This is a genomic window from Mesorhizobium sp. ES1-3 (assembly GCF_020164795.1).
Classification (GTDB): domain Bacteria; phylum Pseudomonadota; class Alphaproteobacteria; order Rhizobiales; family Rhizobiaceae; genus Mesorhizobium.
On record NZ_JAIUGW010000004.1, the window covers coordinates 296,439 to 319,307 of the forward strand.

Consider the following 22,869-nt stretch of genomic DNA (forward strand, 5'->3'; position numbering starts at 1 on the left):
CCCAAACAATCAAAAAGCTTCCAGAAGGGGAATGACAATGACAATCCGCTCGACATTCAAATCATCCATCGCCGCCGTCCTGGTCCTGGGCGCGGCAGGTCTTGGCCTTGCCACGCAGGCTTCCAAGGCCGACGCACTGGCCGATATCACCAAGGCCGGCACCATCAATGTCGGCGTCTTCGCCGATTTCCCGCCCTTCTCCTCGGCCAGCGCCGACATGAGCCTCAAGGGCTATGACATGGACGTCGCGCAGTACATCGCCGACACGCTCAAGGTGAAGCTCAATCCGATCGCCGTCACCGGCCAGAACCGCATCCCCTACCTCAACGACCACCGAGTCGACATCCTGATGAGCGTCGGTTACTCCAAGGAGCGCGAGCAGGTCATCGACTTCGCCGCAGCCTACGCGCCATACTACATCGCGGTGATCGGTCCGGCAGCGATGTCGGTCAAAGGCAAGGAAGACCTTGCCGGCAAATCGATCGCCGTCAATCGCGGCACGCTGGAAGACACCTCGCTGACCGAGGCAGCACCCGCATCGGCCGACATCAAGCGCTTCGACAACTACAATTCGGTGATCCAGGCCTTTATTTCCGGCCAGACCCAGCTGATGGTCGTCGGCAACGATGTCGGCGCCCAGGTGCTGGCCAAGCAGGACGCTTTGAAGCCGGAGCAGAAGTTCCAGCTTCTGACCTCGCCCTCGCATATCGGCCTCAACAAGAATGAGGATGCTCTCAAGAAGGCGGTAAACGATGCCGTCGCCAAGATGCTGGCCGACGGCAAGCTGGATGAAAGCTCGAAGGCCTGGCTGAAGACGCCGCTCAACCCCGACAACCTCAAGGATTGAGTTGCCGTGGCCTTCGGCTGGCTTCCAGGTGCCGTGGGCGACATCGCGCACGGCGCGGCGACGACGATCCTTTTGATCGCCGTCACCACGCTGGCGGGAACGCTGCTCAGCATCCTCGGCGCCGCTGGGCGGCGAAACGGCCCCACGCTGCTGCGCCGGGCCATCGCCTGGTATGTCGAGGTGATGCGCAACACGCCGTTCCTGGTGCAGCTGTTCTTCATCTTCTTCGGCCTGCCGAGCCTCGGCATCAGGCTCGACCCGATCCTGGCCGCCATGCTGGCGATGACGCTCAACATGGCAGCCTACACCATCGAGATCGTCGGCGCCGGGCTCGACGCGGTGCCGAACGGGCAGACGGAGGCGGCCCTGGCGCTCGGGTTGCGGTCGCGACAGGTGTTCATCAAGATCGTGCTGCCGCAGGCGCTCAAGATCATCTATCCCGCGTTGACCAGCCAGATCGTCATCATGATGCTGGAATCCGCCGTGGTGTCGCAGATCGCGGTGCGCGAGCTGACCTATGAGGCCGACATGCTGCAGGCGCGCACTTTTCGCTCGTTCGAGACCTATTTTGTCGTGACGCTGGTCTATCTCTTGATGTCGATGGGCTTGCGGCGGCTTCTGGTCACAGGGGGGCGCCGCGCGCTCGGAGCTGGCGTGTCATGATCGAGTTCACGCTGTGGGACATCGTGCGCAACCTGCTGCTCGCCGCCCGCTGGACGGTGCTTTTGTCGCTGGCTGCCTTCGTCGGCGGCGCCCTGGTCGGGATGGCGGTGCTGTTCTTCAGGATCGCCAAGAATAAATGGAGCCGGCGCCTTGCCTCCGGCTACATCGCCCTGTTCCAGGGGACGCCGCTCCTGATGCAGCTCTTCCTGATGTTCTTCGGCCTGCCGATGCTTGGCCTGCGCATCGAACCCTGGACGGCGGCGGTGCTCGGCTTGACCTTCTTCGCCAGCGCCTATCTCGCCGAGATCTGGCGCAGCGGGGTTGACGCGCTGCCGCTCGGCCAGTGGGATGCCGGCGCCAGCCTCGGCCTGCACTATCTGCAGGAGCTGCGGCTGATCATCCTGCCGCAGGCGTTCGCGATCACCCGCGCCCCGACCGTCGGCTTCCTGGTGCAGCTGATCAAATCGACGGCGCTGACCTCGATCATCGGCTTCGAGGAATTGGTGCGGACCTCCAACGCCATCAACAACGCGACCTTCGAGCCGTTCAAGGTCTATGGGCTGGTGGCGCTGATCTTCTTCGTCCTGTGTTTTCCGCTGACGCAATATGCGCGGCGGCTGGAGAAGCAGGCGGCGGGGCACTGACAGCCAACAAGGACGGCCACCGGGCTAACAGCCGCCGTGTTTTTCAGTGTCCGAACGCCAGCGACGGCGCGATGCGGTCGCGGCGTAGCCAGCGGGCCAGAAGCAGGGCCGCCACCACGGCCAGCCCGCTGGACAGGCCGATCCAGATGCCGACGCCATGGAAGCCGAAATGGAAGGCGAGCAGCACGCCGAGCGGCAGGCCGACGCCCCAGTAGCCGATCGCGGCATAGATCATCGGCACCTTGGTGTCGTGCAGGCCGCGCAGCATGCCGGAGGCAACCGCCTGCGCGCCGTCGAAGACCTGGAACAGGGCGGCAAACACCAGGAACGACACGGCAAGCGCGATCACCCTGGCATTGGCGGGATTGCCCAGATCGATGAAGGCGCTGATCAGGAGATGGGGCCAAAGCACCATCACCAGGCCCATCAGCGCCATGAACGAGACGCCGATGACGAAGGCCGTCCAGCCGGCACGCGACACGCCCTCGGGATTGCCGGCGCCATGCGCCAGCCCGACGCGCACCGTCACCGCCTGGTTGAGGCCGAGCGGCACCATGAAGGAGATCGAGGCGATCTGGATGGCGATGGCGTGCGCGGCCAGCGAATCGGCGTCGATCAGGCCCATCAGCAGGGCGGCGGCGTTGAAGATCGTCACCTCGAAGGCAAGGATGCCGGCGATCGGCAGGCCGAGCCGCAGCAGTCCCTTGAAGCGCGGCCAGTCGGAACGCCAGAAGCGGCCGAACAGATGGTAGCGCCGGAATTTCTTCTCCAGCATCACCACGACGGCCATGCCGACGAACATCAGTGTGCTGGACAGCGTGGTGGCAAGACCGGAGCCTGCGATGCCCATGGCGGGAACACCGAGATTGCCGAACATGAACAGCCAGTTGAAGAAGGCGTTGCAGGCGACGGCGACGAAAACGATGATCAGCGCCCAGCCCGGCCGCTCCAGCGCCGAGATGAACGAACGCAGCACGATATAGCCGTAGAAGGGCAGCACCGCCCATTCCAGCCAGCGCAGGTAGATGCCGGCCTGACGCGCCAGCGCGGGCTCCTGGCCCATGGCCAGCAGAATGGCCTCGCCGTGCCAAAGCACGAGCCAGATCGGAATCGCGATCAGGATCGCCAGCCACAGGCCCTGGCGCACGGTGCGGCGCAGATCGCGCACGGAATGGCGGCGGCGGCCAAGTTCGGTGGCGATCATCGGCGAGGTCGCCAGCATCAGGCCGAGGCCGAAGATCAGCGGCATGAAATAAAGGTTGGCGCCAAGCGCGCCGCTGGCCAGCGTGTCCGCGCCGAGGCGTCCCATCATCATGACGTCGGTGGCGGTCATCGCCGTCTGGCCGAGATTGGTCAGCACCATCGGCCAGGCCAGCGCCAATGTCGCCCTGATTTCCCGACGCCAAAGATTTTCCGGCGCGCGAGCGCCGGCTTCGATCGCAGACATTGTCCTGCTCTTTCAGAACACGGCGCGTCGGGCCACACCCGGAAGCCGCACACAGCAATGGCACAAAATGGCGCCGTTTGCGCCGTCTATTGAACGAAATGCGACATGAAGGCAAGGGAGGAGGCGCCGGAACAGATTGAGCCAGCGCCATTGCCCCGGGAATCTCCGCCTCGTTCCCTTGCCGGCCAGGGACTGCTACGGATCAGACATCGGCAACCGGCAGATGTGGGAGGCAGGATGGCGTTCAGACGCAGAAAGAACACGGCAGCGATCCCGCGCACGGCGCCTTCCTTCGAGCATATCGTAACCGAGGCGAGCGACAGTTTCCTGTGGCGCCTCGACGACTATCCCTGGGAGCGCAACGTCTGGAACTTCCACCCGGAATACGAGATCCATCTCTTGCGGAAGTCCTCCGGCGTGGTTCTGGTCGGCGACCATATCGGCGAGTTCGGGCCGGGCTACCTCACCATCGTCGGCGGCGGCCTGCCGCATGACTGGGTCACCGCGGTGCAGCCCGGTGAGTTGATCGAGGGTCGTGACATCGTGCTGCAATTCGATGCCGACCGGCTGCGCGGATCAGCTGACATGCTGCCCGAACTGCGCGAACTGGAGCCGTTCCTGGAGCGGTCGCTGCGCGGCATCGTCTTCCATGGCCGAGCGGCTCTCGACGGTGCCGCACTGATGGAGCAGATGGGCACGGTGCAAGGGTTGGCCCGGTTCTGCCTGTTCCTCGAACTGGTGGATCTGCTGGCCCGGACCGACGAGTATGAGCTTCTGTCATCGCCGGACTTCCAGCCGGTTCTCGACGCCGCCTCGCTCGACATCATCCAGCGCACGCTGACCTATCTGTTCCAGCATTTCGCCGAAGATCTGAAGCTGCCTGATGTGGCCGACCTGGCCGGCATGAGCGAAAGCACCTTCTCGCGCTTCTTCCAGAAGAACACAGGCAATTCCTTCAGCGACCATCTTGCCAAGCTCAGGCTGTGGCAGGCGTGCAAGCTCCTGGCAGACACCGATGTCCCGATCACCGACATCTGTTTTCAGGTCGGCTACATGAACATCTCCAACTTCAACCGCGCCTTCCTGCGCAAGCACAAGATGACGCCGTCATCCTATCGCAAGCTGTCGCGTCAGCGTCTGGCGATGCGCGCATAAGCGCATCCTGAATCACCGTTTTGGACCCGATCGATACTCGTGTGACGTGCTCCGTACGGGTACGCCGGTTTTTGCGCTGCACAATGCATAAAAGTACAGGTCTGCTGCAACGGGGCTTCTAGCTTGGCCCATCGCAACTGCGCATTTTGGCGATGGGTGGCATGTCGTTCGGGCGATGGTGAGGATCGCGCAACCCGAGGACCTGCGCTGCCTGCGACGTATTCCTGGAGGAGAAAAAATCATGAAACCAGTTCGGCTCGCTGCCAGCCTTGGCGCAGCTTTCGTGCTTTCCGCTACCGTTTCAACCCTAGCCCTGGCGCAGGCGCCGGTCTGCTCGGCACCGGTCAAGGTGCTGGCGCAGCCACGCGACGGCCTGACGCTTCTGGAAGACTCCAAGGCCGAGTTCGAGAAGCTCTCCGGCGCGAGCTTCAAGATCGATTATCTGAACGAGAACGACCGCCGCGCCAAGTCGCGCGCCGACGCGTCCACCGTCGGCAACTACAACGTCTACTATGTCGATGAAGCGAATGTGGCGCTTTTCGCCTCGTCGAAGTGGATCGTGCCGCTGACCGATTATTATCCGGCTGACTATGACTATGCCGACTTCGATCCGGGCCGCCAGAAGGTCGCCACCTATGACGGCAAGGTCTGGTTCGCGCCGCTGACCGGCGGCGGCGACCTGATGGTCTACCGCAAGGACGTGCTGGAGGCCGCCGGCATCCAGCCGCCCAAGACGCTTGACGAGCTGATCGCCGACGTGCCGAAGCTGACCAACGCCGACAAGGGCATGTACGGCATCGCGCTGCGCGGCGCGCGCGGCTCGGGCGCCAATGTCTGGCGCTGGATGCCGTTCTTCAAGGCCTATGGCGGCAAGTGGTTCGACGGCGACAAGCCGGCCTTCAACTCGGACGCCGCCGTCAAGGCGACCGAAACCTATCTGAGGCTGTTCAAGGATTCGGCGCCCGGCACGCAGACCGGCAGCTGGGATGAGTCGACCGGCGCCTTCCTGTCGGGCCAGGTGGCGATCCTTGTCGAATCGACGCCGCTTTCGGGCATGGCGGTCGACCCGAAGACCTCGCAGGTGGTCGGCAAGATCGGCTTCCTGCCGCCGCCCTCGCCGCTGACCGGCGGCGGTTACGGCCATGGCCTCGCCATAGCGGCGAAAGCCAATGCCGACGACGCTTCGAAGAAATGCGCCGGCCTGTTCATAGCCTGGGCAACGTCGAAGGAAAACGAGAAGCGCCGGCTCGACGCCCACCAGTTCGGCGAGCTGAACCGCACCAGCGTCCTGTCCAGCAAGGAATTCGCCGACATCTACGGCGCCGATCTCGGCCAGGCGCTTGCCGATACCGGCAAGGTCACGGCGGTGAACTTCTGGCAGGATCCGCGCTGGCCGGACCTCGGCGACCGCTGGGGCATCATCCTCGAGGAACTGATTGCCGGCACACGCACCGACGTCAAGGGCAGCCTCAACGAGCTCGAGGCCTATGCCAACGGGCTGGTGAAGAAATAGGCACCTCCCTCTTGCGGCGCACGGTTCGCGGCATTCCTGGGAATGCGGGGACCTGTGCGTCGCAGGAGGGCCCGCCCTTTCCTGCGCGCGAGGGTTCCGTGATGTCCAGATATCAGAGACACAGCAAGGCCTGAGACCAATGCCTCGACGTTCATCCCTGCCGGTCACCTTCGTCGTGCCGACGCTGGTCATTCTGCTGATCCTGTCGATGGTGCCGACGCTCTACGCGATCATCATCGCCCTGCAGAACCGCGAGCTGAGCTCGACGGCCTATTCCTGGGTCTGGTTCTCGAACTTTGTCGACCTGTTCTCCGACCGCCGCTTCCTCAACGCCGTCTGGGTATCGGTGAAGTGGGAGGTCGTCACCGTCGTCGCCACGATGGTCGTCGCGATCGGGCTCGGCGTGCTGATGTTCGAGGTCGCCTCGCCGCGTCTGCGTAACCTTTATTGCCTGCTGTTCATCATTCCGGTGCTGCTGCCGCGCGTCTCGGCGGCCTTCGTGTGGAAGTTCGCCTATCACCCGCTCTACGGCATCGCCACCTACCCCTATCGTTTGCTCACCGGCGGGCTGATCTTCGACCCGCTTTCCAAGCCGTCGACGGCTTTGTTCGCGGTCGCTTCGGTCGATGTCTGGCAGTGGGGCCTGTTCTTCGCCGTCATCGTGCTGAAGCTCTTGGAGACCTTGCCGCCGCAGCCGATCGAGGCCGCCCGGCTCGACCATGCCCGGAGCTGGCAGATCCACGCCTATGTCACCTTGCCGATGCTGAAGGCGCCGCTGATCAGCCTGATGTTCGTCAAGATGATCGAGTCGCTGCGCTCCTTCGACCTGATCTATGTGATGACCCGCGGCGGGCCGGGCGTGGCGACCGAAACGCTCGACATGTACGCCTTCTCGCAAGGCTTCATCGAATCCGGCAAGGTCTCCTATGCCTCGGCCATGGCCGTGCTGATGATGATCGCCACCGTCATCACCTTCACCATGCTGTGGAAGCGGGTGCAGGCATGAGACCCGGCCGCATCATCGCCAAGGCCATCCTGGCCTTCGCCGGCTTCATCGCGGTGTTCCCGCTGCTGTGGACGGCGCTCAACTCGCTGAAGAACAGCGTCGACATCATCACCCGCGTTCCCCGCCTGGTGTTCACGCCGACGCTTGCCAATATCAGCTACATACTTGGTCGCGACAGCGTCATCACCGGGCTCTACAATTCGGTCGTCGCCTGCGGCACGGCCGTTCTGATCGGCATCGTGCTCGGCCTGCCCGCGGCCTATGCGGTGGCGCGCTATCCCAACCGCTGGGCCGGCGACATCCAGTTCTTCGTGCTGTCGCTGCGTTTCCTGCCGCCGGTGGCGGTGGCGATCCCGCTGATGGTGATCTGGCTGCAGCTCGGCCTCTACGACACTTTGCCGGCGCTGATCGTCACCTATTCGCTGCTCACCATCTCTGTCATCATGTGGCTCGCCATCCCCGCTTTCCAGGCGGTGCCGAAGGAGATCGAGGAAGCCGCCTTCGTCGACGGCTACGGCGCCTATTCGGTGTTCTGGCGGATCGCGCTGCCCGTGGCTGCGCGCTCGCTGATCGGCGCGGTCGCCTTCAGTTTCGTGCTGGTCTGGAACGAATTCCTGATCGCGCTGATGCTGTCGAGTTCCAACGCCAAAACCTTGCCGATCGTTGCCTCCGAACTCTCCCAGCAAGGCATGAACGTACCTTGGGGCATTCTCAACGCCTCGGTCGTGCTCCTGTCGTTGCCGCCGCTGCTTTTCCTCGGCGTGCTCAGCGGCTTCCTGAATTCCATTTTCCGGCAAAAAAAGACTTGAAGTGAGGACTTACCCGATGCGGGCTCTGGTGCTTGAGAAAAAAGGCGAACTCTCGCTGCGCGAGATCGCGTTGCCGCTCGATGTCGGACCCGACGATGTCAGGATCGCCATTCACACGGTCGGCGTCTGCGGCAGCGACGTGCACTATTACACGCATGGCGCCATCGGCGGCTATGTCGTGCGTTCGCCGATGGTGCTCGGCCACGAGGCCGCCGGCACAATCGTCGAGGTCGGCGCCAATGTCACCAGCCTGAAGGTCGGCGACCGCGTCTGCATGGAACCAGGCGTACCGAACCTGTCGTCGCGCGCGACGAAGCTCGGCATCTACAATGTCGACCCTGACGTCACTTTCTGGGCGACACCGCCTGTGCATGGCATCCTTGCTCCCTATGCCGTGCACCCGGCCGCTTTCACCTACAGGCTGCCGGACAATGTTTCCTTTGCCGAGGGCGCGATGGTCGAACCCTTCGCCATCGGCATGCAGGCGGCCAGCCGTGCCCGCATCGTTCCGGGCGATGTCGCCGTCGTCGTCGGCTGCGGGCCGATCGGCATCATGATCGCGCTTGCCGCCCTTGCCGGCGGTTGTTCGAAAGTGCTGATCTCCGATTTTTCCGCGCCCAAGCTGAAGATCGCCGCGCAGTATGCCGGCATCGTGCCGGTCAATATCGGCGAGCAGTCGCTGGTCGATGCGGTCGCCGCCGCGACCGACAATTGGGGCGCCGACATCGTCTTCGAGGCGAGCGGCAGCCCCAAGGCTTTCGCCGATCTGTTCGACGTCGTGCGCCCGGGCGGCGCGGTGGTGCTGGTCGGGCTGCCGGTGGAGCCGGTTGCCCTCAACGTGCCGGCGGCGATCTCGAAGGAAGTCCGCATCGAGACGGTGTTCCGCTATGCCAACATCTTCGACCGCGCCCTGCAGCTCATCGCCTCCGGCAAGGTCGACCTCAAGCCGCTGATCACCGGAACCTATGATTTCGACGACAGCATCAAGGCGTTCGAACGGGCGGCCGAAGGCAACCCGCAGGACGTCAAGCTGCAGATCCTGCTTACCGACGAAAAGGGCTGACCATGTCCACGATCGTTTGCTCCCATGTCGACAAGGCCTATGGCGCCACCACGGTGATCCGCGATCTCAATCTCTCGATCGAGGAGCACGAATTCGTCGTGTTCCTCGGCCCGTCCGGCTGCGGCAAGTCGACCTTGCTCAGGATGATGGCGGGGCTGGAGGACATCAGTGGCGGCGAGGTCTCGATCGGCGGCAAGGTGGTCAACGACCTCGATCCGGGCGATCGCGGCATCGCCATGGTGTTCCAGAACTACGCGCTCTACCCGCATATGAGCATCTTCGACAACATTGCCTTCGGGCTGCGGCGCCAGAAGGTGCCGGCGCCCGAAATCCGCAAGCGGGTCGAAGCGGTGTCCCGCACGCTGGGGCTCGACCCCTATCTCGGCCGCAAGCCGGCCGAACTCTCCGGCGGCCAGCAGCAGCGCGTGGCGATCGCCCGGGCCATGATCAAGACGCCCAAGGTGTTCCTGTTCGACGAGCCGTTGTCCAATCTCGACGCCAAATTGCGCAACCATATGCGCGTCGAAATCGCGCGGCTGCACCAGTCGCTGAAGACCACCACCGTCTATGTCACCCACGACCAGCTGGAGGCGATGACGCTCGCCGACCGTATCGTGCTGCTCAAGGATGGCATCATCGAGCAAATCGGCTCGCCGGCGGAAATCTATGGGCGGCCGGGCAATATGTTCGTGGCCGGCTTCATCGGCACGCCGAACATGAATTTTGTCGAAGTGACGGTCGGCCGGGCCGGGAACGGCTGGACGCTAACCGGCGCCGGAACGGTACTTTCGATAGACGGGGCGGGCTTTCATCTCCAGCCGGGCGATCGCGCCGTGCTGGGCATCCGGCCCCCGGACCTGAAGACAGCCAGTGCCGGCTCCGCCGGCCTATTGCAAGGCACCGCCGATCTCATCGAATTCCACGGCAATGACGCGCTGGTGACATTCGGCTCCGGCGGCAAGGAGATCAGCGCACTGGTTCCCGCACGCGACTGCCCGGTGCTGCATGCTCCCGTCCGCTATACGTTCGAGGAGGAAGCGATCCACCTGTTCGACGCAGAGACCGGCAAATCGTTACTGAAACGATAGAGGCTTGCCGCTGGGCCTCTGACGAAGTTTTTGCTCCAAATTTCACCGGCCGCCTCTGTCAGCAGACCTAAGCGTTCCAGGAAATCACGATAGCAATCTCAGATATTCCTTGTATGGAATACTAGGCGGATTTCACCACGAATCACAGGTAGAAAAATGGGCAAACTGGCGGGAAGAGTTATCAAGGCGTCAGCGGGTGCCAAATCACGCGGCGATAGCGTCGATCTGCGCCGCCTTAGACTTCTTTCCGGCCTAACCCAGGAGGAGATGGCTGGCCGGCTGAATGTTCAACAAGCCGCCGTCTCGAAAATGGAAAAGGGTGGCGAGGTCTATCTGTCTACAGTTAAGCGGTATGTTGAGGCCCTAGGCGCCTCACTCCGTGTAGATGCAGTCTTTCCGTCAGATACGCCTGTTGCACTCCACCTGCTGGACGCTTTTGACACCGAATGCGGCCATGATGATCAACTGGTTTTTCCACTTCTTGATGATGAACCGTTTCGGCCGCAGCGCGATGTTGTTTTGTCGATTAGACCGCAGTATTCAGAGAAAATACTAGAAGGCCGCAAAACTGTTGAATTGCGCCGCCGTTTCCCCCTATCTGCTCCAGGAGGCACGATAGCTTATATCTATGCAACTTCCCCCATACGCGCCATGGTTGGCATGACTGAAATCAAGAGTGTTCTGAAACTGCCAGTCGATCAAATTTGGACTGATTTTGAGGAGGCTGCTTCGATTGGGCGTGAAGAGTTCCGCAAATATTTTGAAGGCCTTGACTTCGGTTGCGTCCTTCTTTTTGACGACATACGCGCATTCTCACGCCCCGTGCCTTTGGACGAACTTCGTCAGAGATTTGGTTTTGAGCCGCCGCAGTCATTTTTGTATGCAAGCCGCGACTTGCGAAAGGCCCTGAAACATGAGCCAGCAATCGTATCTAATTGATACGAACATACTGATAGGGCTTGAAGACTACCGCACTGTCGAAGCGGCCTACGCCAAATTCTCCAGTCTTGCTGCTGCCCACAAGGTCGATGTCTATGTTCACGAGGCGGCTCGCGATGACATCGCAAGGGACAAAGACGCCAACCGGCGCAGAATCTCGCTTAGCAAGATCGACAAGTACCGGGTTTTAAATAAAAGGCGCGGACTTACCGAGCTGGAACTTGAAGGTGCGTTTGGGCCACTCAAAAAGCCAAACGATGTTGTCGATGCAACCTTGCTGCACGCGTTGCAGGTCGGGGTCGTGGATTTTCTCGTCTCTCAGGACAGGGGGCTGCACGAGAGGGCACAAAGACATTCCCCTGATCTAGCGCGACGAGTTCTGTTTGTCGGAGACGCCGCAGACCTTCTGACCCAGACCTACGAGCCAAAGAAGGTTCCAATTCGCCATGTGGCAGAGGTCGATGCTCATACTATCGATCACGAGGATGCGTTCTTTGATAGCCTCCGCGATGGTTATCCTGAGTTTGATGATTGGTGGCGGGATAAATGTGTCAGGCTGCGCCGCCGCTGCTGGGTTGTTTATGATGACGATGATCTGGCCGGATTGATTGTCCGTAAGGACGAGGACGGACTGGATACCGACGCAGTTACTAAAGCTGGAAAGATTCTTAAGATCTGTACCTTCAAGGTGTCGCCAGAAAAACGAGGCGTGAAACTCGGAGAACTCCTGCTTAAGCAGGTTCTCTGGCACGCCCAGACCAACAGCTATGAACTTGCGTATCTCACAACCTATGAAGACCAGGCAGCGCTCAGAAGCTTGCTTGAGTTTTACGGTTTTCGCAACGCAGGCACTAAAGGCAACGGGGAATTGATCTACGAGCGTGGCTTTTCGTCAGCCAAGCTGCTTCCTGATGGCACTGCTTCCGTCTTTGACGTTTCTCGTAAGGCATATCCGCGCTTCCTCGTAACCGATCAAGTCAAAGGGTTCGGCATACCTATCAAGGAAAGCTATCACGACATCCTGTATCCAGACCTTTGGAATCCCCGCCAACCCGATCTCTTCTCGGGGGCTTCTCGCGCGGAGAGACCAACAAGGCCGGGAAATACTATTCGAAAAGTCTATTTGTGCCGCGCCCCCTCAAACCTCGGTGAGGCCGGGTCGGTACTATTTTTCTACAAAAGTGCGTCAAAGGAACCGCCATCCCAAGCCATGACAGCCGTCGGGGTTTTGGAGAGCGTAGAATCGGCTAAATCGACACGCGATCTGATGCAGCTAACGGGCGGTCGATCAGTTTACAGCGAACAAGAACTGGCCGCTTGGGACGCAACACCAGAGGACCCGGTGAAGGTGATCAATTACTTGCTTGTCGCGTATATCGATCCGCCGATTGATGTCCGCGAGTTACGCTCAATTGGGGTGATTAAGCGGAACCCGCAGCAATCAATCTATTCGCTTACGAGCGATCTGCTGCAGCGGTTGCTCAACCGAGCGAATCTCGGATTTCAGACGTAGAAGGTTGGCGGCGATAGAACAGTGCATCGTTTTCGCGAATGGAATGCACTGCTGAGGGCCGGACGCTGTCTGATTTGATTTACCCAATCGCGTCGAGCGCCTGCCGGTGCCGATGCATTTCCAGGAAAATCCGGTAGTCGCGATCGAAGCGGCCGCTAGCGGCCGGGTTGGCGGCGCGCGTCCTGCCGCCCTGCTGCATGGCAAGGCAGGCGGCGTTGAGATCGGGGAACAGCCCTGCGGCGGTCGCCGCCACCATGCCGGTACCGAGCAGCACCGCCTCGTCGGCCAGCGGCTCGACCACCGTGCAGCCGGTGGCGTCGGCATAGAGCTCCATCAAGAGCGGGTTCTTGGTATGGCCGCCGGTGACATGCAGCGTGTCGATCAGATAGCCGTTCTCGTTCAGCGCCTCCAGCACATGGCGCACACCGAGCGCGATGCCGACAGCGGTGCGCCAATAGAGTTTGCACAGGCTGTCGAAAGAGGAATCCAGCGTTAGACCGCTGACGACGCCGACCGCGTGCGGATCTGCTAGCGGCGAGCGATTGCCGTGGAAATCCGGCAGCACGTGCAACCGGGGGGCAAGGTTATCGCCCTCGGCGGCGCGCAGTTCGGCGACGCGCGCGGCGATCCTGGCATGCATGGCGGCGTTCGGCTCGCCGCCGGCGCCATGCCAGCGGATGATGTGGTCGAGCAGCGCCCCGGTCGCCGACTGGCCACCCTCCGACAGCCACAGCTTCGGCAGTGCGGCGCCATAGTAGGGGCCCCAGACGCCGGCGAAAGGCTGCGGGTCGGGCGACATCGCCATGACGCAGGATGAGGTGCCGGCGATCAGCGCCAGATGGCGACCGATATTCCGGTCGTCGCCGGCAAAGCCGCCGAGCACGCCAAGCGCGCCGGCATAGGCATCGATGACGCCTGCACCGACGCGGCAGTTTTCTGTCAGGCCGAGGTCCGCCGCTGCCTGTGCCGTCAATGGGCCGATATCGGTGCCGACCGCGCTGGCCCGCTCCGGCAGATTGCCGTGCTCGAAAAGATCGTCGAGGCCGACGAGTTCGAAGAAATCGCGTTGCCACGCGGTTTCCTGGTGCGCGAGATAAGTCCATTTGGCCGTCAGCGTGCATTGTGAGCGCGCCAGCGAGCCGGTCGCCTGCCAGGCCAGGTAATCAGTCAAGTCGAATAGATAGCCGGCTTCATTCCAGGTGCCGGGCAGATTGCGCTTCAGCCACATCAGCTTTGGCGTCGCCATCTCGGGCGACATGACGCCGCCGATATAGTTGAGCACCTCGTGGCCGCTCGCCGTGCATTCGTCGGCCTCGGCAATGGCGCGGTGGTCGAGCCAGACAATGGTGTCCCAGCGCTTGTCGCCGGTGGTCGACACACTGAGCTGGCCGCCTTGCCTGTCACGCACCACCAGCGAACAGGTGGCATCGAAGGAGATGCCGGCGACATCCTCGGCCGCGACGCCGGCCTTTTCCCGTGCGGCACGCACGGCGGCGCAGACAGCGGACCAGATATCGCGTGAATCATGCTCGGCATGATCGGGCTTCGGCTGGTTCATGGCGATCGGCCGCTCGGCACGGCCGAGCAAGGCGCCACTGGCGTCGAGAATACCCGCGCGAGCGCTCCCGGTGCCGACATCGACCGCGCAGACAAACTGTTTCGTCAAGATGCTCTAACTCTCGCTCCCAGGCCTGCAATCAGATCGGGCAATTGCAGCATGTCAGCGAATATAGAGTCCGGTTCGGTCGACGCAAGCCGCGCTTTCAATCCCGGATTGCCGGCGTGCGCGCCGCCAGTGAAGGCGAAGACGCGCATGTCGGCCGCGCGCGCCGCAGCGACACCGGCCGGGCTGTCCTCGATGACGAGGCAGTTTCGCGGTTGCGCCCGCATGGCGACAGCGGCGTGGAGGAAAAGATCCGGTGCCGGCTTGCCCCTGGCAACCATGGCGGCGCTGAACAGATGCGGCTCCATCAGCGTGAGCAGGCCGGTGACGTCGAGCGCGTAACGAATCCGTTCCAGCGTGCCGGAAGAGGCGACGCAGTACGGCAGGCCGAGCTTCGGCAGCATCTCCTTGACGCCAGGGATCGGCTTCAGCTCCTCGCGAAACTTTCGCATGAGGTCGACGCGCATGGCGGTGAGATGCTGATCGGTGATCTCCAGGCCGAAGTCGCGGCCAAGGATCTCGCGCACGCTCTTCATGCTCCTGCCGAGGAAATGCTCGTAGGCGGCGTCTTCACTGAGACTGCCGCCGGCAAGTTCGATCATGCCGAGCAGCGCCGAGACGGAGAGCGCCTCGCTGTCGACCAGCACGCCGTCGCAGTCGAAGATGACCAGGTCCGGCGTCATGGTGCCGGCTGGCTCTCAGAGCTTGCCGGCGAGGTAGCGCGTCAGCGTGGCGCGCGCGCCATTGGCCCAGAGTGCGTTGAGCGCGTGGGCAAAGGCCTCGACGAAGGCGGTGGCGCGGCCGACATCGCCATAGATATCGTCCATCGCAAGCCAGGCGGCGGGCGCGTCCTTTGCCGCTTTTGCCGTTGCCTGCAGCCGGTCCCAGCTCGGGTCGTTGGGCTCGATGACCGCTCCGCTGTCCGTCGTGCCGAAGCAGTAGCGACACCACAGCGCCGATTCCAGCGCCAGACCGGCAACGCCTTTGCCCGCCTTCAGCCGATCGGCGATGGTCGGGATGATAAATTTCGGCTGGCGGTTGGAGCCGTCGAGGCAGAGGCGGCGCACCGTGTCGCCGATCTTGGGATTGGAGAAGCGTTTCTCGATGAGCTGGTAATAGTCTTCCAGCACCGTGTCCGGCACCGGCGGCACGGTCGGGATGATCTCGTCATGTTCGAGCTTGTCGAGGAAGCCGCGCACCAGCGGTTCCTGCATCGCCTCATGGACGAAGTGGATGTCCATCAGCCCGGCCGGATAGGCGATGGTGGCGTGGCCGCCATTGAGGATGCGGATCTTCATCAGCTCGTAAGGGGCGACATCCCTGACGAACTGCACGCCGACCTTTTCCAGCGGTGGGCGCCCATCGGTGAAATGATCTTCCAGCACCCATTGCCGGAACGGCTCGCAAAACACCGGCCAATTGTCCTCGAGGCCGAAATCGTCGGCGAGGATCCTGCGCTCGCGGTCGCTGGTCGCCGGCGTGATGCGGTCGACCATGGCGTTCGGGAAGGCGACGTGGTCGCCGACCCAGCTCGCCAGGTCCTCGTCGATCAGGCGGGCGAGCCCGATCACACCATCCGACGTGACATGGCCGTTGTGGGGAATGTTGTCGCAGGACATGACCGTGAACGGCACGATGCCATCCTGGCGGCGGCGCACCAGTCCAGCCAGGATGATGCCGAACACGGTCTTTGGTGTGGCGCCCGGCTGCGCGTCGGCGACGATGTCGGGATGGGTCGGATTGAAGACGCCGGAGGCCGGGTCGATGAAATAGCCGCCTTCGGTGATGGTCAGCGATACGATCCTGATCGCCGGATCGGCAAGCCGGTCGATGATGACGGCTGCGTCGCCCGGCATCAGGAAATCGATCATCGCGCCGGTGACGCGGGCACTCATGTGGCCTTCGTCCTGCTCGACCACGGTGGTCAGCCAGTCCTGCTCCTCTAGCTTGCCGCGGCCGATCTTCTCGCCGTCGAAGACGCCGGCGCCGACCAGCGCCCAGTCATGGCCGATGCCCTGACCGAACAGGTCGTCGAGATAGACGGCCTGATGCGAGCGGTGAAAATTGCCGACGCCGAAATGCACGATGCCGGCTTTCAGCGCCGACCGGTCATAGTTCGGCCCTGGGACCTTGGACGGAAGGCTGGCGAGGCTGGAGGAAGAGAGTTTCACGGTCATCTGCTTTACCCTTTGGCCGATTTGCAGCCCGACTGTTTCGCCTCCTTCGGGAGGGCGAGGGTGAGGGGCCGCAGCTGGTTTTCCAGTATGCTGCCCCTCACCCGCCCCCGCGGCGCCTTCTCCGGAGGAAAAGAGAGAAGCGCCGTCCCCCTCAACTCGTCCCTTTCAACTCATCCATTGGCCGCCATCGACATTGTAGGTCTGGGCGACGATGTATTCGGCCTCGTCGCTGGCGAGGAACACGGCCATGCCGGCGAGGTCTTCCGGCCTGCCCATGCGGCCATACGGCACGCCCTCACCAACCAGCCGTTTCTTTTCGCCCTTCGGCCGGTTCTCGTATCTGGCGAACAGGGCATCGACCTCGTCCCACATGTCGCTGTCGACGACGCCGGGCGCGATGCCGTTGACGTTGATGCGGTGCTTGATCAGGTCGAGCCCGGCCGACTGGGTCAGCGAGATGACGGCGGCCTTGGTGGCGCAGTAGACCGCGACCAGCGGCTCGCCGCGACGCCCGGCTTGGCTTGCCATGTTGATGATCCTGCCGCCCTTGCCGCGCGCGATCATCGAGCGGCTTGCCGCCTGCAGCATGAACAGCGTGCCGGCGACATTGACGGAGAAAAGCTTTTCGTAGCTTGCCCGAGAGATCTCCACGATCGGCGCCAGGTCGAACAGAGCGGCGTTGTTGATCAGGATATCGAGACCGCCGGTCTTGCTCTCCACCGCCTTGACCGCGGCATCGATGGATGCCTGGTCGGTGACGTCAAGCTTTAGCGCATAGGCATGGTCGCCGATTTCAGCCGCGGTCTTGCGCGCTGCGTCGAGATTGATATCGGCAATCGCCACCGTGGCGCCCTCGCGCACATAGGCTTTGGCGAAGGCTCTCCCGATGCCACGCGCCGATCCGGTGATCAGCGCCGATTTGCCTTGCAGCCTCACCGTCCCATCCTTCACTGGGCCATCGCTCTTCCGTCAGCGCCGAAGCGATGCAGCTTGGCCTTGTCGGGGGTGAGATAGATGGTGTCGCCATGGCGGACCGCCAGTTCGCCGTCGGCGCGCACCGTCAGCGGCCCGACGCCATCGGCCTGGACATGCAGGAACGTGTCGGAGCCCAGATGCTCGGCAACACCGACCGTCGCCTTCCAGTCGCCAGCCGTCGTCGAGATCTGCATATGTTCGGGCCGGATGCCGATCGTCTTGGCGCGGTATTTGTCAGCCGGCGCGCCCTCGAGCAGGTTCATCTTCGGCGAGCCGATGAAGCCGGCGACGAACAGGTTGCGCGGCGTCTTGTAGAGCTCCATCGGCGATCCGACCTGCTCGATATTGCCGGCGTTGAGCACGACGATCTTGTCGGCCATGGTCATGGCCTCGACCTGGTCGTGGGTGACGTAGATCATCGTCGTCTTGAGCTGATGGTGCAGTTCGCTGATTTCGAGCCGCATGGTGCCGCGAAGTGCGGCGTCGAGGTTGGACAGCGGTTCGTCGAACAGGAAGGCCGAGGGCTGGCGCACGATGGCGCGGCCGATGGCGACGCGCTGACGCTGGCCGCCGGAGAGCTGGCCGGGACGGCGTTCGAGATAGTTGGTGAGGTTGAGCACGCGCGCCGCGTCCTTCACCTTCCTGTCGATGGTCGCCTGATCCTCGCCGGCCATCTTCAGCGGGAAGGCGATGTTCTTGGCCACCGTCATATGCGGGTAGAGCGCATAGGACTGGAACACCATGGCGAGCTTGCGCTTGGCCGGCGCCTCGCCGGTGACGTCACGGCCGTCGATGTTGATGGTGCCGCCGCTGGTGTCTTCGAGGCCGGCGATCAGCCGCAGCAATGTCGACTTGCCGCAGCCAGACGGGCCGACGAAGACGACGAACTCGCCATTCTCGATCACCAGGTCGAGACCGGGGATGATGGACGTCGATCCAAAGGATTTGGAGACGTTCTTGAGGGTGATGTTTCCCATGGTTTCCTCCCGGAGAGCTATTTTTCGCCGATTGCTTCAGGCAATTTTCGTTACTTCACCGCACCAAAGGTCAGGCCGCGCACCAGTTGCTTCTGGCTGAACCAGCCCATGATCAGGATCGGCGCGATGGCCAGCGTCGAGGCCGCCGAAAGTTTGGCCCAGAACAGGCCTTGCGGACTGGAGAAGGAGCTGATGAAGGCGGTGAGCGGAGCTGCGTCCGTGGTCGTCAGCCGGATGGTCCAGAACGCCTCGTTCCAGGCCAGGATGATGTTGAGCAGCATGGTCGAGGCGATGCCCGGCACCGCCATCGGCGTCAGCACGTAGATGATCTCGTTCCACAGCGACGCGCCGTCCATGCGGGCCGCTTCCAGGATCTCGCCGGGGATCTCGCGGAAGTAGGTGTAGAGCATCCACACCACGATCGGCAGGTTGATCAGCATCAGCATGACCATCAGGCCGATGCGCGAGTCCAGCAGGCCGAGATCGCGGAAAATCAGGTAGATCGGGAACAGCACGGCGACCGCCGGCATCATCTTGGTGGACAGCATCCACATCAGGATGTCCTTGGTCCGCTTGGTCGGCGAAAACGCCATCGACCATGCCGCCGGAATGGCGACCAGGAGCGCCAGGACGGTCGAACCGACGGAGAGCAGCACCGAGTTCAGGAAGAACTTGAAATAGCCGCTCTGCGCCTGGACTTCGGCATAGCTCTCGAAGGTTCCGGACGGTATCAGGTTGAAGCCCTGGATCGCTTCCTGCTCCGACTTGAACGAGGTGATGATCGTATAGAGGATCGGGAAGAAGATCAGCAGGGCGACGATCCAGGCGGCGACGGTCGCGATCGTCTTGTGCCGGGTGGTGACTGCGCGTGCCATCTTATCCTCCCTTACTTGTCCAGGTTCTTGCCGACGGCGCGCATGGCGAAGAAGGCGACGATGTTGGCGAGAATGACGGCGATCACACCGCCCGCGGATGCCTGGCCGATTTTGAACTCCAGCAGCGCCTTCTGGTAGACGAGGAAAGGCAGGTTGGTGGAGGCGTAACCGGGGCCGCCATTGGTGGTGACCAGGATCTCGGCATAGATCGAGAGCAGGAAGATCGTCTGGATCAGGATGACCACGGTAATCGCCCGCGACATGTGCGGCAGCGTCAGATAGATGAAGCGGCTGATGAAGCCGGCGCCGTCCATCTCGGCGGCTTCCTTCTGCTCGGCGTCGAGCGACTGCAGCGCGGTGAGCAGGATCAATGTCGCGAAAGGCAGCCACTGCCAGGCGACGATGATGATGATCGCCGTCATCGGATGCTGCCCGAACCAGTCGATCGGCTGCGCCCCGAAAAAGCGCGCTATGTCGGCGAACACGCCATATTGCGGGTGCATGATCATGTTCTTCCACACCAGTGCTGCCACCGGCGGCATGACGAAGAACGGCGAAATGACGAGAATGCGCACGATCCCTTGGCCCCACATCGGCTGATCGATGAGCAGCGCCAGCAGGATGCCGCCGATCACCGTGATCAGCAGCACGCTGACCACCAGGACAAGCGTGTTGAGGATCGACTGCAGGAAAGCCGGGTTGGAATAGAACAGCGCGTAGTTCGAGAGGCCGACGAAACCATCGCGAACCGGATTGAGCGGATTGTACTGCTGGAAGGAGAACCACAGCGTGAGAGCGAGCGGAACAACCATCCAGACCAGCAGCAGCACCACGGATGGCGCCATCATGAATCGGGCAAGCGAACGGGTCTGCTGAGTAGCCATGACGGTCACCCTTCAAGGATCGAACAGAATTTCAGAGGCGTTGAAGACGGCCGCCCGAACTGGGTTTCGGGCGGCCGTTGCCGGTCATGGTCGTCGGCCGGCATTCGGCACCGGGAGGAGCCTTACTTGATATAACCGCCCTCGGTCATTGTCGCGGTCGCGGCGTCCTGGGCCTGCTTCAGCGCATCGTCGACGCTCGACTGACCGGCGAGAGCGGCCGAGAAGAGCTGGCCGACGGTGGTGCCAAGGCCCTGGAACTCAGGGATGGCAACGAACTGCACGCCGACATAGGGCACCGGCTTGACGGTCGGATGCGTCGGGTCGGCGGCGTTGATGGAGTCCAGCGTCATCTTGGCGAACGGAGCCGCCTTCTGATATTCGGGATTGGCGTAGAGCGAGGAGCGCGTGCCCGGAGGAACGTTGGCCCAGCCTTCCTTCGATGCAACGAGCTCCTCATAGTGCTTGCTGGTCGCCCACGACACGAACTTCTCGGCCGCATCAGCCTTCTGTGTACCGGCAGGGATGGCCAGCGACCAGGCCCACAGCCAGTTGCCGCGCTTGCCGAGCCCCTTGTCGGGAGCCAAGGCATAACCGACCTTGTCGGCGACGGTGGAGTTCTTCGGGTCGGAGACGAAGGACGCCGCGACGGTGGCGTCGATCCACATGCCGCACTTGCCCTGCTGGAAGAGCGCCAGGTTTTCGTTGAAGCCGTTGGAGGACGCACCCTCGGGGCCATCGGCCTTCATCAGGTCGACATAGAATTGCAGGGTGTTCTTCCACTCGGGCTGGTCGAACTGCGGCTTCCAGTCCATGTCGAACCAGCGAGCGCCGAACGAGTTCGACATGGCGGTCAGGAAGGCCATGTTCTCGCCCCAGCCGGCCTTGCCGCGCAAGCAGACGCCGTTCACGCCATTGGCGCGGTCGGTCATCTTGTCGGCGGCCTGCTTGATGAAGTCCCAGGTCGGCGCGTCGGGCATCTTGAGCCCAGCCTTCTCCATCAGGTCCTTGCGGTACATGACGAAGGAGCTTTCGCCGTAGAAGGGCGCGGCATAGAGCTTGCCGTCGACCGATAGGCCGCCGGCGATGGCCGGGATGATGTCCTTGACGTCGTAGTCGGCGCCGAGCTTGTCGAGCGGCAAGAGCCAGCTCTGCTTGGCCCAGATCGGAACCTCGTAGGTGCCGATGGTCATCACGTCATACTGGCCGCCCTTGGTGGCGATGTCGGTGGTGACGCGCTCGCGCAGCACGTTCTCTTCGAGCGTGACCCAGTTGAGCTGGATGTCGGGGTTGGCCTTGGTGAAGTCGTCGGTCAGCTTCTGCATGCGGACCATATCGCCATTGTTGACGGTGGCGATGGTGATGGATTCGGCGTGTGCGGCGAACGCAAGCGCGCTGGCGGACAACAAGCCCAGGGTGAGCGTGCGAAGTTTCATCAAATTCCTCCCATGAACCAAGATGAGCATTTGCCTTGGCTGTGAGCAATTACTCACTTAGTCTTAATTATGTCAAGCCGGAATCGTTGCTGCAGCGCAGCACGCGATCGGCAAAATGGCGATGAGGGTTGGCGACAGGGCTCGGATTGCCGCCACCTGGAGTCCAGGCGACGGCGCCCAAAGCCTCTCAAACGATATGTGGTTTTCTTGGCCGGTCTTGGTCTGATTGTCTGCCGGTCAGCAGGCGATCTCGGCCAGCAGCCAGTCGCGGAAGGCGCGGATCTTGGGCACGTTGCGGCGTGCCTCGGGGTAGACCAGCCAGTAGGCGTGCCCGTCGTCGCCGACCAGATCGAACGGCTGGATCAGCCGGCCGTCGGCGAGTTCGGCCTTGAACAGCGCCCTGGTCAGGATCGCCACGCCATGGCCCGATATGGCCGCGTTGGCTTCATAGGCCTGCGCGCCCATGCTGCTGCCGGGACGCTTGGCAAGATCGTGGCTGTGCACGCCGGCGGCCTCGAACCATTGCGTCCACCAGATATCGCTGGGATCGAGGATCGGCAGCTTGAGCAGATCGGCCGGTTCGTTGATGCCGCCGATGCTCGCCGCGAGCTTCGGGCTCAGCATCGGCGTGAAATCGGCATCGAGCAGTTTGTGGGCTTCCAGCCCCGGCCATTTGCCGCCGCCGGAGCGGATGGCGAGGTCGACATCCTCGCGGGCGAAATCCGTTAGCCGGCTCGACGTCTCGAGCCGCACGGCAAGCGACGGATGTGCGATCTGGAACGCGCCGAGATGGTGCGCCAGCCAGTTGGAGGCAAAGGTCAGCACCGTGGTGATACACAACAACCCGTCCGCGCCGCCGCGCGCGGCGGCATAGGCCTGGCTAAGAATGGCAAAGGCCTCGCTGACAGCCGGCGCCAAGCGTTGGCCGGCTTCGGTCAACTCGATCTGTCGCGGTCGGCGCAGGAACAGCGGTGCGCCGACACGCTCCTCCAGCACCTTGATCTGATAGCTGACCGCCGCTTGCGTCATGGCGAGTTCACCGGCGGCCTTGGTGAAGGAAAGATGCCGAGCCACCGCCTCGAACACCCGGATCGCCTGCAAAGGAGGCAGTTGCGAAACCTGCGGCGCGCTGAGGTCAGGCATAAAGCCTCCTTATGGGTCGTTATCGACGTTCGATTGGCAAAGGCGGCCGGCAAGG

General features: G+C 62.6%; 21 protein-coding genes. 11 read left to right on the plus strand and 10 right to left on the minus strand.

The annotated features are described in order from the left end of the window. The first annotated feature begins 37 nt into the window (after positions 1-37). From LB536_RS08685 to LB536_RS08695, 3 genes are read left to right on the plus strand one after another with little or no spacing between them, the layout of a single operon-like run. Positions 38-847 carry a transporter substrate-binding domain-containing protein gene (locus tag LB536_RS08685; RefSeq protein WP_224591057.1) on the plus strand — a complete coding sequence of 270 codons (810 nt, stop codon included), beginning with the start codon at positions 38-40 and terminating at the stop codon, positions 845-847. A gap of 6 nt (positions 848-853) precedes the next feature. Further along, positions 854-1,510, plus strand: a complete 657-nt coding sequence (locus LB536_RS08690) for an amino acid ABC transporter permease (protein ID WP_224591059.1) — start codon at positions 854-856, stop codon at positions 1,508-1,510. Beyond that, on the plus strand, positions 1,507-2,154 hold the full coding sequence (locus LB536_RS08695; protein ID WP_224591061.1) for an amino acid ABC transporter permease: 648 nt from the start codon (positions 1,507-1,509) through the stop codon (positions 2,152-2,154). Before LB536_RS08690 ends, LB536_RS08695 begins: the two co-directional genes overlap by 4 nt. A 43-nt stretch (positions 2,155-2,197) precedes the next feature. Here LB536_RS08695 and LB536_RS08700 read toward each other — a convergent pair whose 3' ends face one another. After that, a complete protein-coding gene (locus LB536_RS08700; RefSeq protein WP_224591063.1) occupies positions 2,198-3,601 on the minus strand; it encodes an MATE family efflux transporter in 1,404 nt (467 codons plus the stop codon). A 237-nt stretch (positions 3,602-3,838) separates the two neighbouring features. Here LB536_RS08700 and LB536_RS08705 point away from each other — a divergent pair, with 237 nt between their 5' ends. The 8 genes from LB536_RS08705 (at position 3,839) to LB536_RS08740 (ending at position 12,687) form a co-directional block, all read left to right on the plus strand. Continuing rightward, positions 3,839-4,756: an AraC family transcriptional regulator gene (locus tag LB536_RS08705; RefSeq protein ID WP_224591073.1), complete on the plus strand. Its 918-nt coding sequence runs from the start codon at positions 3,839-3,841 to the stop codon at positions 4,754-4,756. A gap of 241 nt (positions 4,757-4,997) precedes the next feature. Then, complete coding sequence (locus tag LB536_RS08710; protein ID WP_224591076.1) at positions 4,998-6,269, plus strand: ABC transporter substrate-binding protein; 1,272 nt, start codon at positions 4,998-5,000, stop codon at positions 6,267-6,269. A 139-nt stretch (positions 6,270-6,408) separates the two neighbouring features. Further along, a complete protein-coding gene (locus LB536_RS08715; RefSeq protein WP_224591078.1) occupies positions 6,409-7,275 on the plus strand; it encodes a carbohydrate ABC transporter permease in 867 nt (288 codons plus the stop codon). After that, positions 7,272-8,084, plus strand: a complete 813-nt coding sequence (locus LB536_RS08720) for a carbohydrate ABC transporter permease (RefSeq protein WP_224591080.1) — start codon at positions 7,272-7,274, stop codon at positions 8,082-8,084. Before LB536_RS08715 ends, LB536_RS08720 begins: the two co-directional genes overlap by 4 nt. A gap of 16 nt (positions 8,085-8,100) precedes the next feature. Then, positions 8,101-9,147, plus strand: a complete 1,047-nt coding sequence (locus tag LB536_RS08725) for an NAD(P)-dependent alcohol dehydrogenase (RefSeq protein ID WP_224591082.1) — start codon at positions 8,101-8,103, stop codon at positions 9,145-9,147. Positions 9,148-9,149: 2 nt separating this feature from the next. Next, the gene (locus LB536_RS08730; protein WP_224591084.1) at positions 9,150-10,235 is read left to right on the plus strand and encodes an ABC transporter ATP-binding protein; all 1,086 of its coding nucleotides are present in this window, start codon (positions 9,150-9,152) and stop codon (positions 10,233-10,235) included. Between the two features lie 156 nt (positions 10,236-10,391). Next, the gene (locus tag LB536_RS08735) at positions 10,392-11,174 is read left to right on the plus strand and encodes a helix-turn-helix domain-containing protein (RefSeq protein WP_224591087.1); all 783 of its coding nucleotides are present in this window, start codon (positions 10,392-10,394) and stop codon (positions 11,172-11,174) included. After that, a complete protein-coding gene (locus LB536_RS08740; protein WP_224591089.1) occupies positions 11,149-12,687 on the plus strand; it encodes a GNAT family N-acetyltransferase in 1,539 nt (512 codons plus the stop codon). The genes LB536_RS08735 and LB536_RS08740 overlap by 26 nt, the downstream gene beginning before the upstream one ends. Positions 12,688-12,766: 79 nt before the next feature. On the opposite strand, the gene LB536_RS08745 is transcribed toward LB536_RS08740, so the two are convergent. The 9 genes from LB536_RS08745 to gcvA all read right to left on the minus strand — a co-directional run bounded on the left by LB536_RS08745 (position 12,767) and on the right by gcvA (position 22,814). After that, the gene (locus tag LB536_RS08745; protein WP_224591090.1) at positions 12,767-14,353 is read right to left on the minus strand and encodes an FGGY-family carbohydrate kinase; all 1,587 of its coding nucleotides are present in this window, start codon (positions 14,351-14,353) and stop codon (positions 12,767-12,769) included. Continuing rightward, positions 14,350-15,033, minus strand: coding sequence for an HAD family hydrolase (locus LB536_RS08750; RefSeq protein ID WP_140812328.1), 684 nt, complete (start codon positions 15,031-15,033; stop codon positions 14,350-14,352). Before LB536_RS08750 ends, LB536_RS08745 begins: the two co-directional genes overlap by 4 nt. 15 nt (positions 15,034-15,048) lie before the next feature. After that, entirely contained in the window at positions 15,049-16,527 is a 1,479-nt protein-coding gene (locus tag LB536_RS08755; protein WP_224591092.1) for a mannitol dehydrogenase family protein, read from the minus strand. A gap of 165 nt (positions 16,528-16,692) precedes the next feature. Further along, a complete protein-coding gene (locus tag LB536_RS08760; RefSeq protein WP_224591094.1) occupies positions 16,693-17,463 on the minus strand; it encodes an L-iditol 2-dehydrogenase in 771 nt (256 codons plus the stop codon). 11 nt (positions 17,464-17,474) lie between these two features. Next, positions 17,475-18,479: an ABC transporter ATP-binding protein gene (locus tag LB536_RS08765; protein WP_224591096.1), complete on the minus strand. Its 1,005-nt coding sequence runs from the start codon at positions 18,477-18,479 to the stop codon at positions 17,475-17,477. A 50-nt stretch (positions 18,480-18,529) separates the two neighbouring features. Continuing rightward, entirely contained in the window at positions 18,530-19,354 is an 825-nt protein-coding gene (locus tag LB536_RS08770) for a carbohydrate ABC transporter permease (protein ID WP_140812324.1), read from the minus strand. An 11-nt stretch (positions 19,355-19,365) separates the two neighbouring features. Continuing rightward, a complete protein-coding gene (locus LB536_RS08775; RefSeq protein ID WP_140757325.1) occupies positions 19,366-20,238 on the minus strand; it encodes a carbohydrate ABC transporter permease in 873 nt (290 codons plus the stop codon). Between the two features lie 122 nt (positions 20,239-20,360). After that, a complete protein-coding gene (locus LB536_RS08780) occupies positions 20,361-21,671 on the minus strand; it encodes an ABC transporter substrate-binding protein (RefSeq protein WP_140757324.1) in 1,311 nt (436 codons plus the stop codon). Positions 21,672-21,908: 237 nt separating this feature from the next. Next, positions 21,909-22,814, minus strand: a complete 906-nt coding sequence (gene gcvA / locus LB536_RS08785) for a transcriptional regulator GcvA (RefSeq protein WP_224591098.1) — start codon at positions 22,812-22,814, stop codon at positions 21,909-21,911. Positions 22,815-22,869: the final 55 nt, after the last annotated feature.

Bases quoted from the DNA above. Each gene is read 5' to 3' on its own strand.
- LB536_RS08685 (WP_224591057.1), top strand. From the start codon at position 38: ATGACAATCCGCTCGACATTCAAATCATCCATCGCCGCCGTCCTGGTC.
- LB536_RS08695 (WP_224591061.1), top strand. From the start codon at position 1,507: ATGATCGAGTTCACGCTGTGGGACATCGTGCGCAACCTGCTGCTCGCC.
- LB536_RS08700 (WP_224591063.1), bottom strand. From the start codon at position 3,601: ATGTCTGCGATCGAAGCCGGCGCTCGCGCGCCGGAAAATCTTTGGCGT.
- LB536_RS08705 (WP_224591073.1), top strand. From the start codon at position 3,839: ATGGCGTTCAGACGCAGAAAGAACACGGCAGCGATCCCGCGCACGGCG.
- LB536_RS08710 (WP_224591076.1), top strand. From the start codon at position 4,998: ATGAAACCAGTTCGGCTCGCTGCCAGCCTTGGCGCAGCTTTCGTGCTT.
- LB536_RS08715 (WP_224591078.1), top strand. From the start codon at position 6,409: ATGCCTCGACGTTCATCCCTGCCGGTCACCTTCGTCGTGCCGACGCTG.
- LB536_RS08720 (WP_224591080.1), top strand. From the start codon at position 7,272: ATGAGACCCGGCCGCATCATCGCCAAGGCCATCCTGGCCTTCGCCGGC.
- LB536_RS08725 (WP_224591082.1), top strand. From the start codon at position 8,101: ATGCGGGCTCTGGTGCTTGAGAAAAAAGGCGAACTCTCGCTGCGCGAG.
- LB536_RS08730 (WP_224591084.1), top strand. From the start codon at position 9,150: ATGTCCACGATCGTTTGCTCCCATGTCGACAAGGCCTATGGCGCCACC.
- LB536_RS08735 (WP_224591087.1), top strand. From the start codon at position 10,392: ATGGGCAAACTGGCGGGAAGAGTTATCAAGGCGTCAGCGGGTGCCAAA.
- LB536_RS08740 (WP_224591089.1), top strand. From the start codon at position 11,149: ATGAGCCAGCAATCGTATCTAATTGATACGAACATACTGATAGGGCTT.
- LB536_RS08750 (WP_140812328.1), bottom strand. From the start codon at position 15,033: ATGACGCCGGACCTGGTCATCTTCGACTGCGACGGCGTGCTGGTCGAC.
- LB536_RS08755 (WP_224591092.1), bottom strand. From the start codon at position 16,527: ATGACCGTGAAACTCTCTTCCTCCAGCCTCGCCAGCCTTCCGTCCAAG.
- LB536_RS08765 (WP_224591096.1), bottom strand. From the start codon at position 18,479: ATGGGAAACATCACCCTCAAGAACGTCTCCAAATCCTTTGGATCGACG.
- LB536_RS08770 (WP_140812324.1), bottom strand. From the start codon at position 19,354: ATGGCACGCGCAGTCACCACCCGGCACAAGACGATCGCGACCGTCGCC.
- LB536_RS08775 (WP_140757325.1), bottom strand. From the start codon at position 20,238: ATGGCTACTCAGCAGACCCGTTCGCTTGCCCGATTCATGATGGCGCCA.
- LB536_RS08780 (WP_140757324.1), bottom strand. From the start codon at position 21,671: ATGAAACTTCGCACGCTCACCCTGGGCTTGTTGTCCGCCAGCGCGCTT.
- gcvA (WP_224591098.1), bottom strand. From the start codon at position 22,814: ATGCCTGACCTCAGCGCGCCGCAGGTTTCGCAACTGCCTCCTTTGCAG.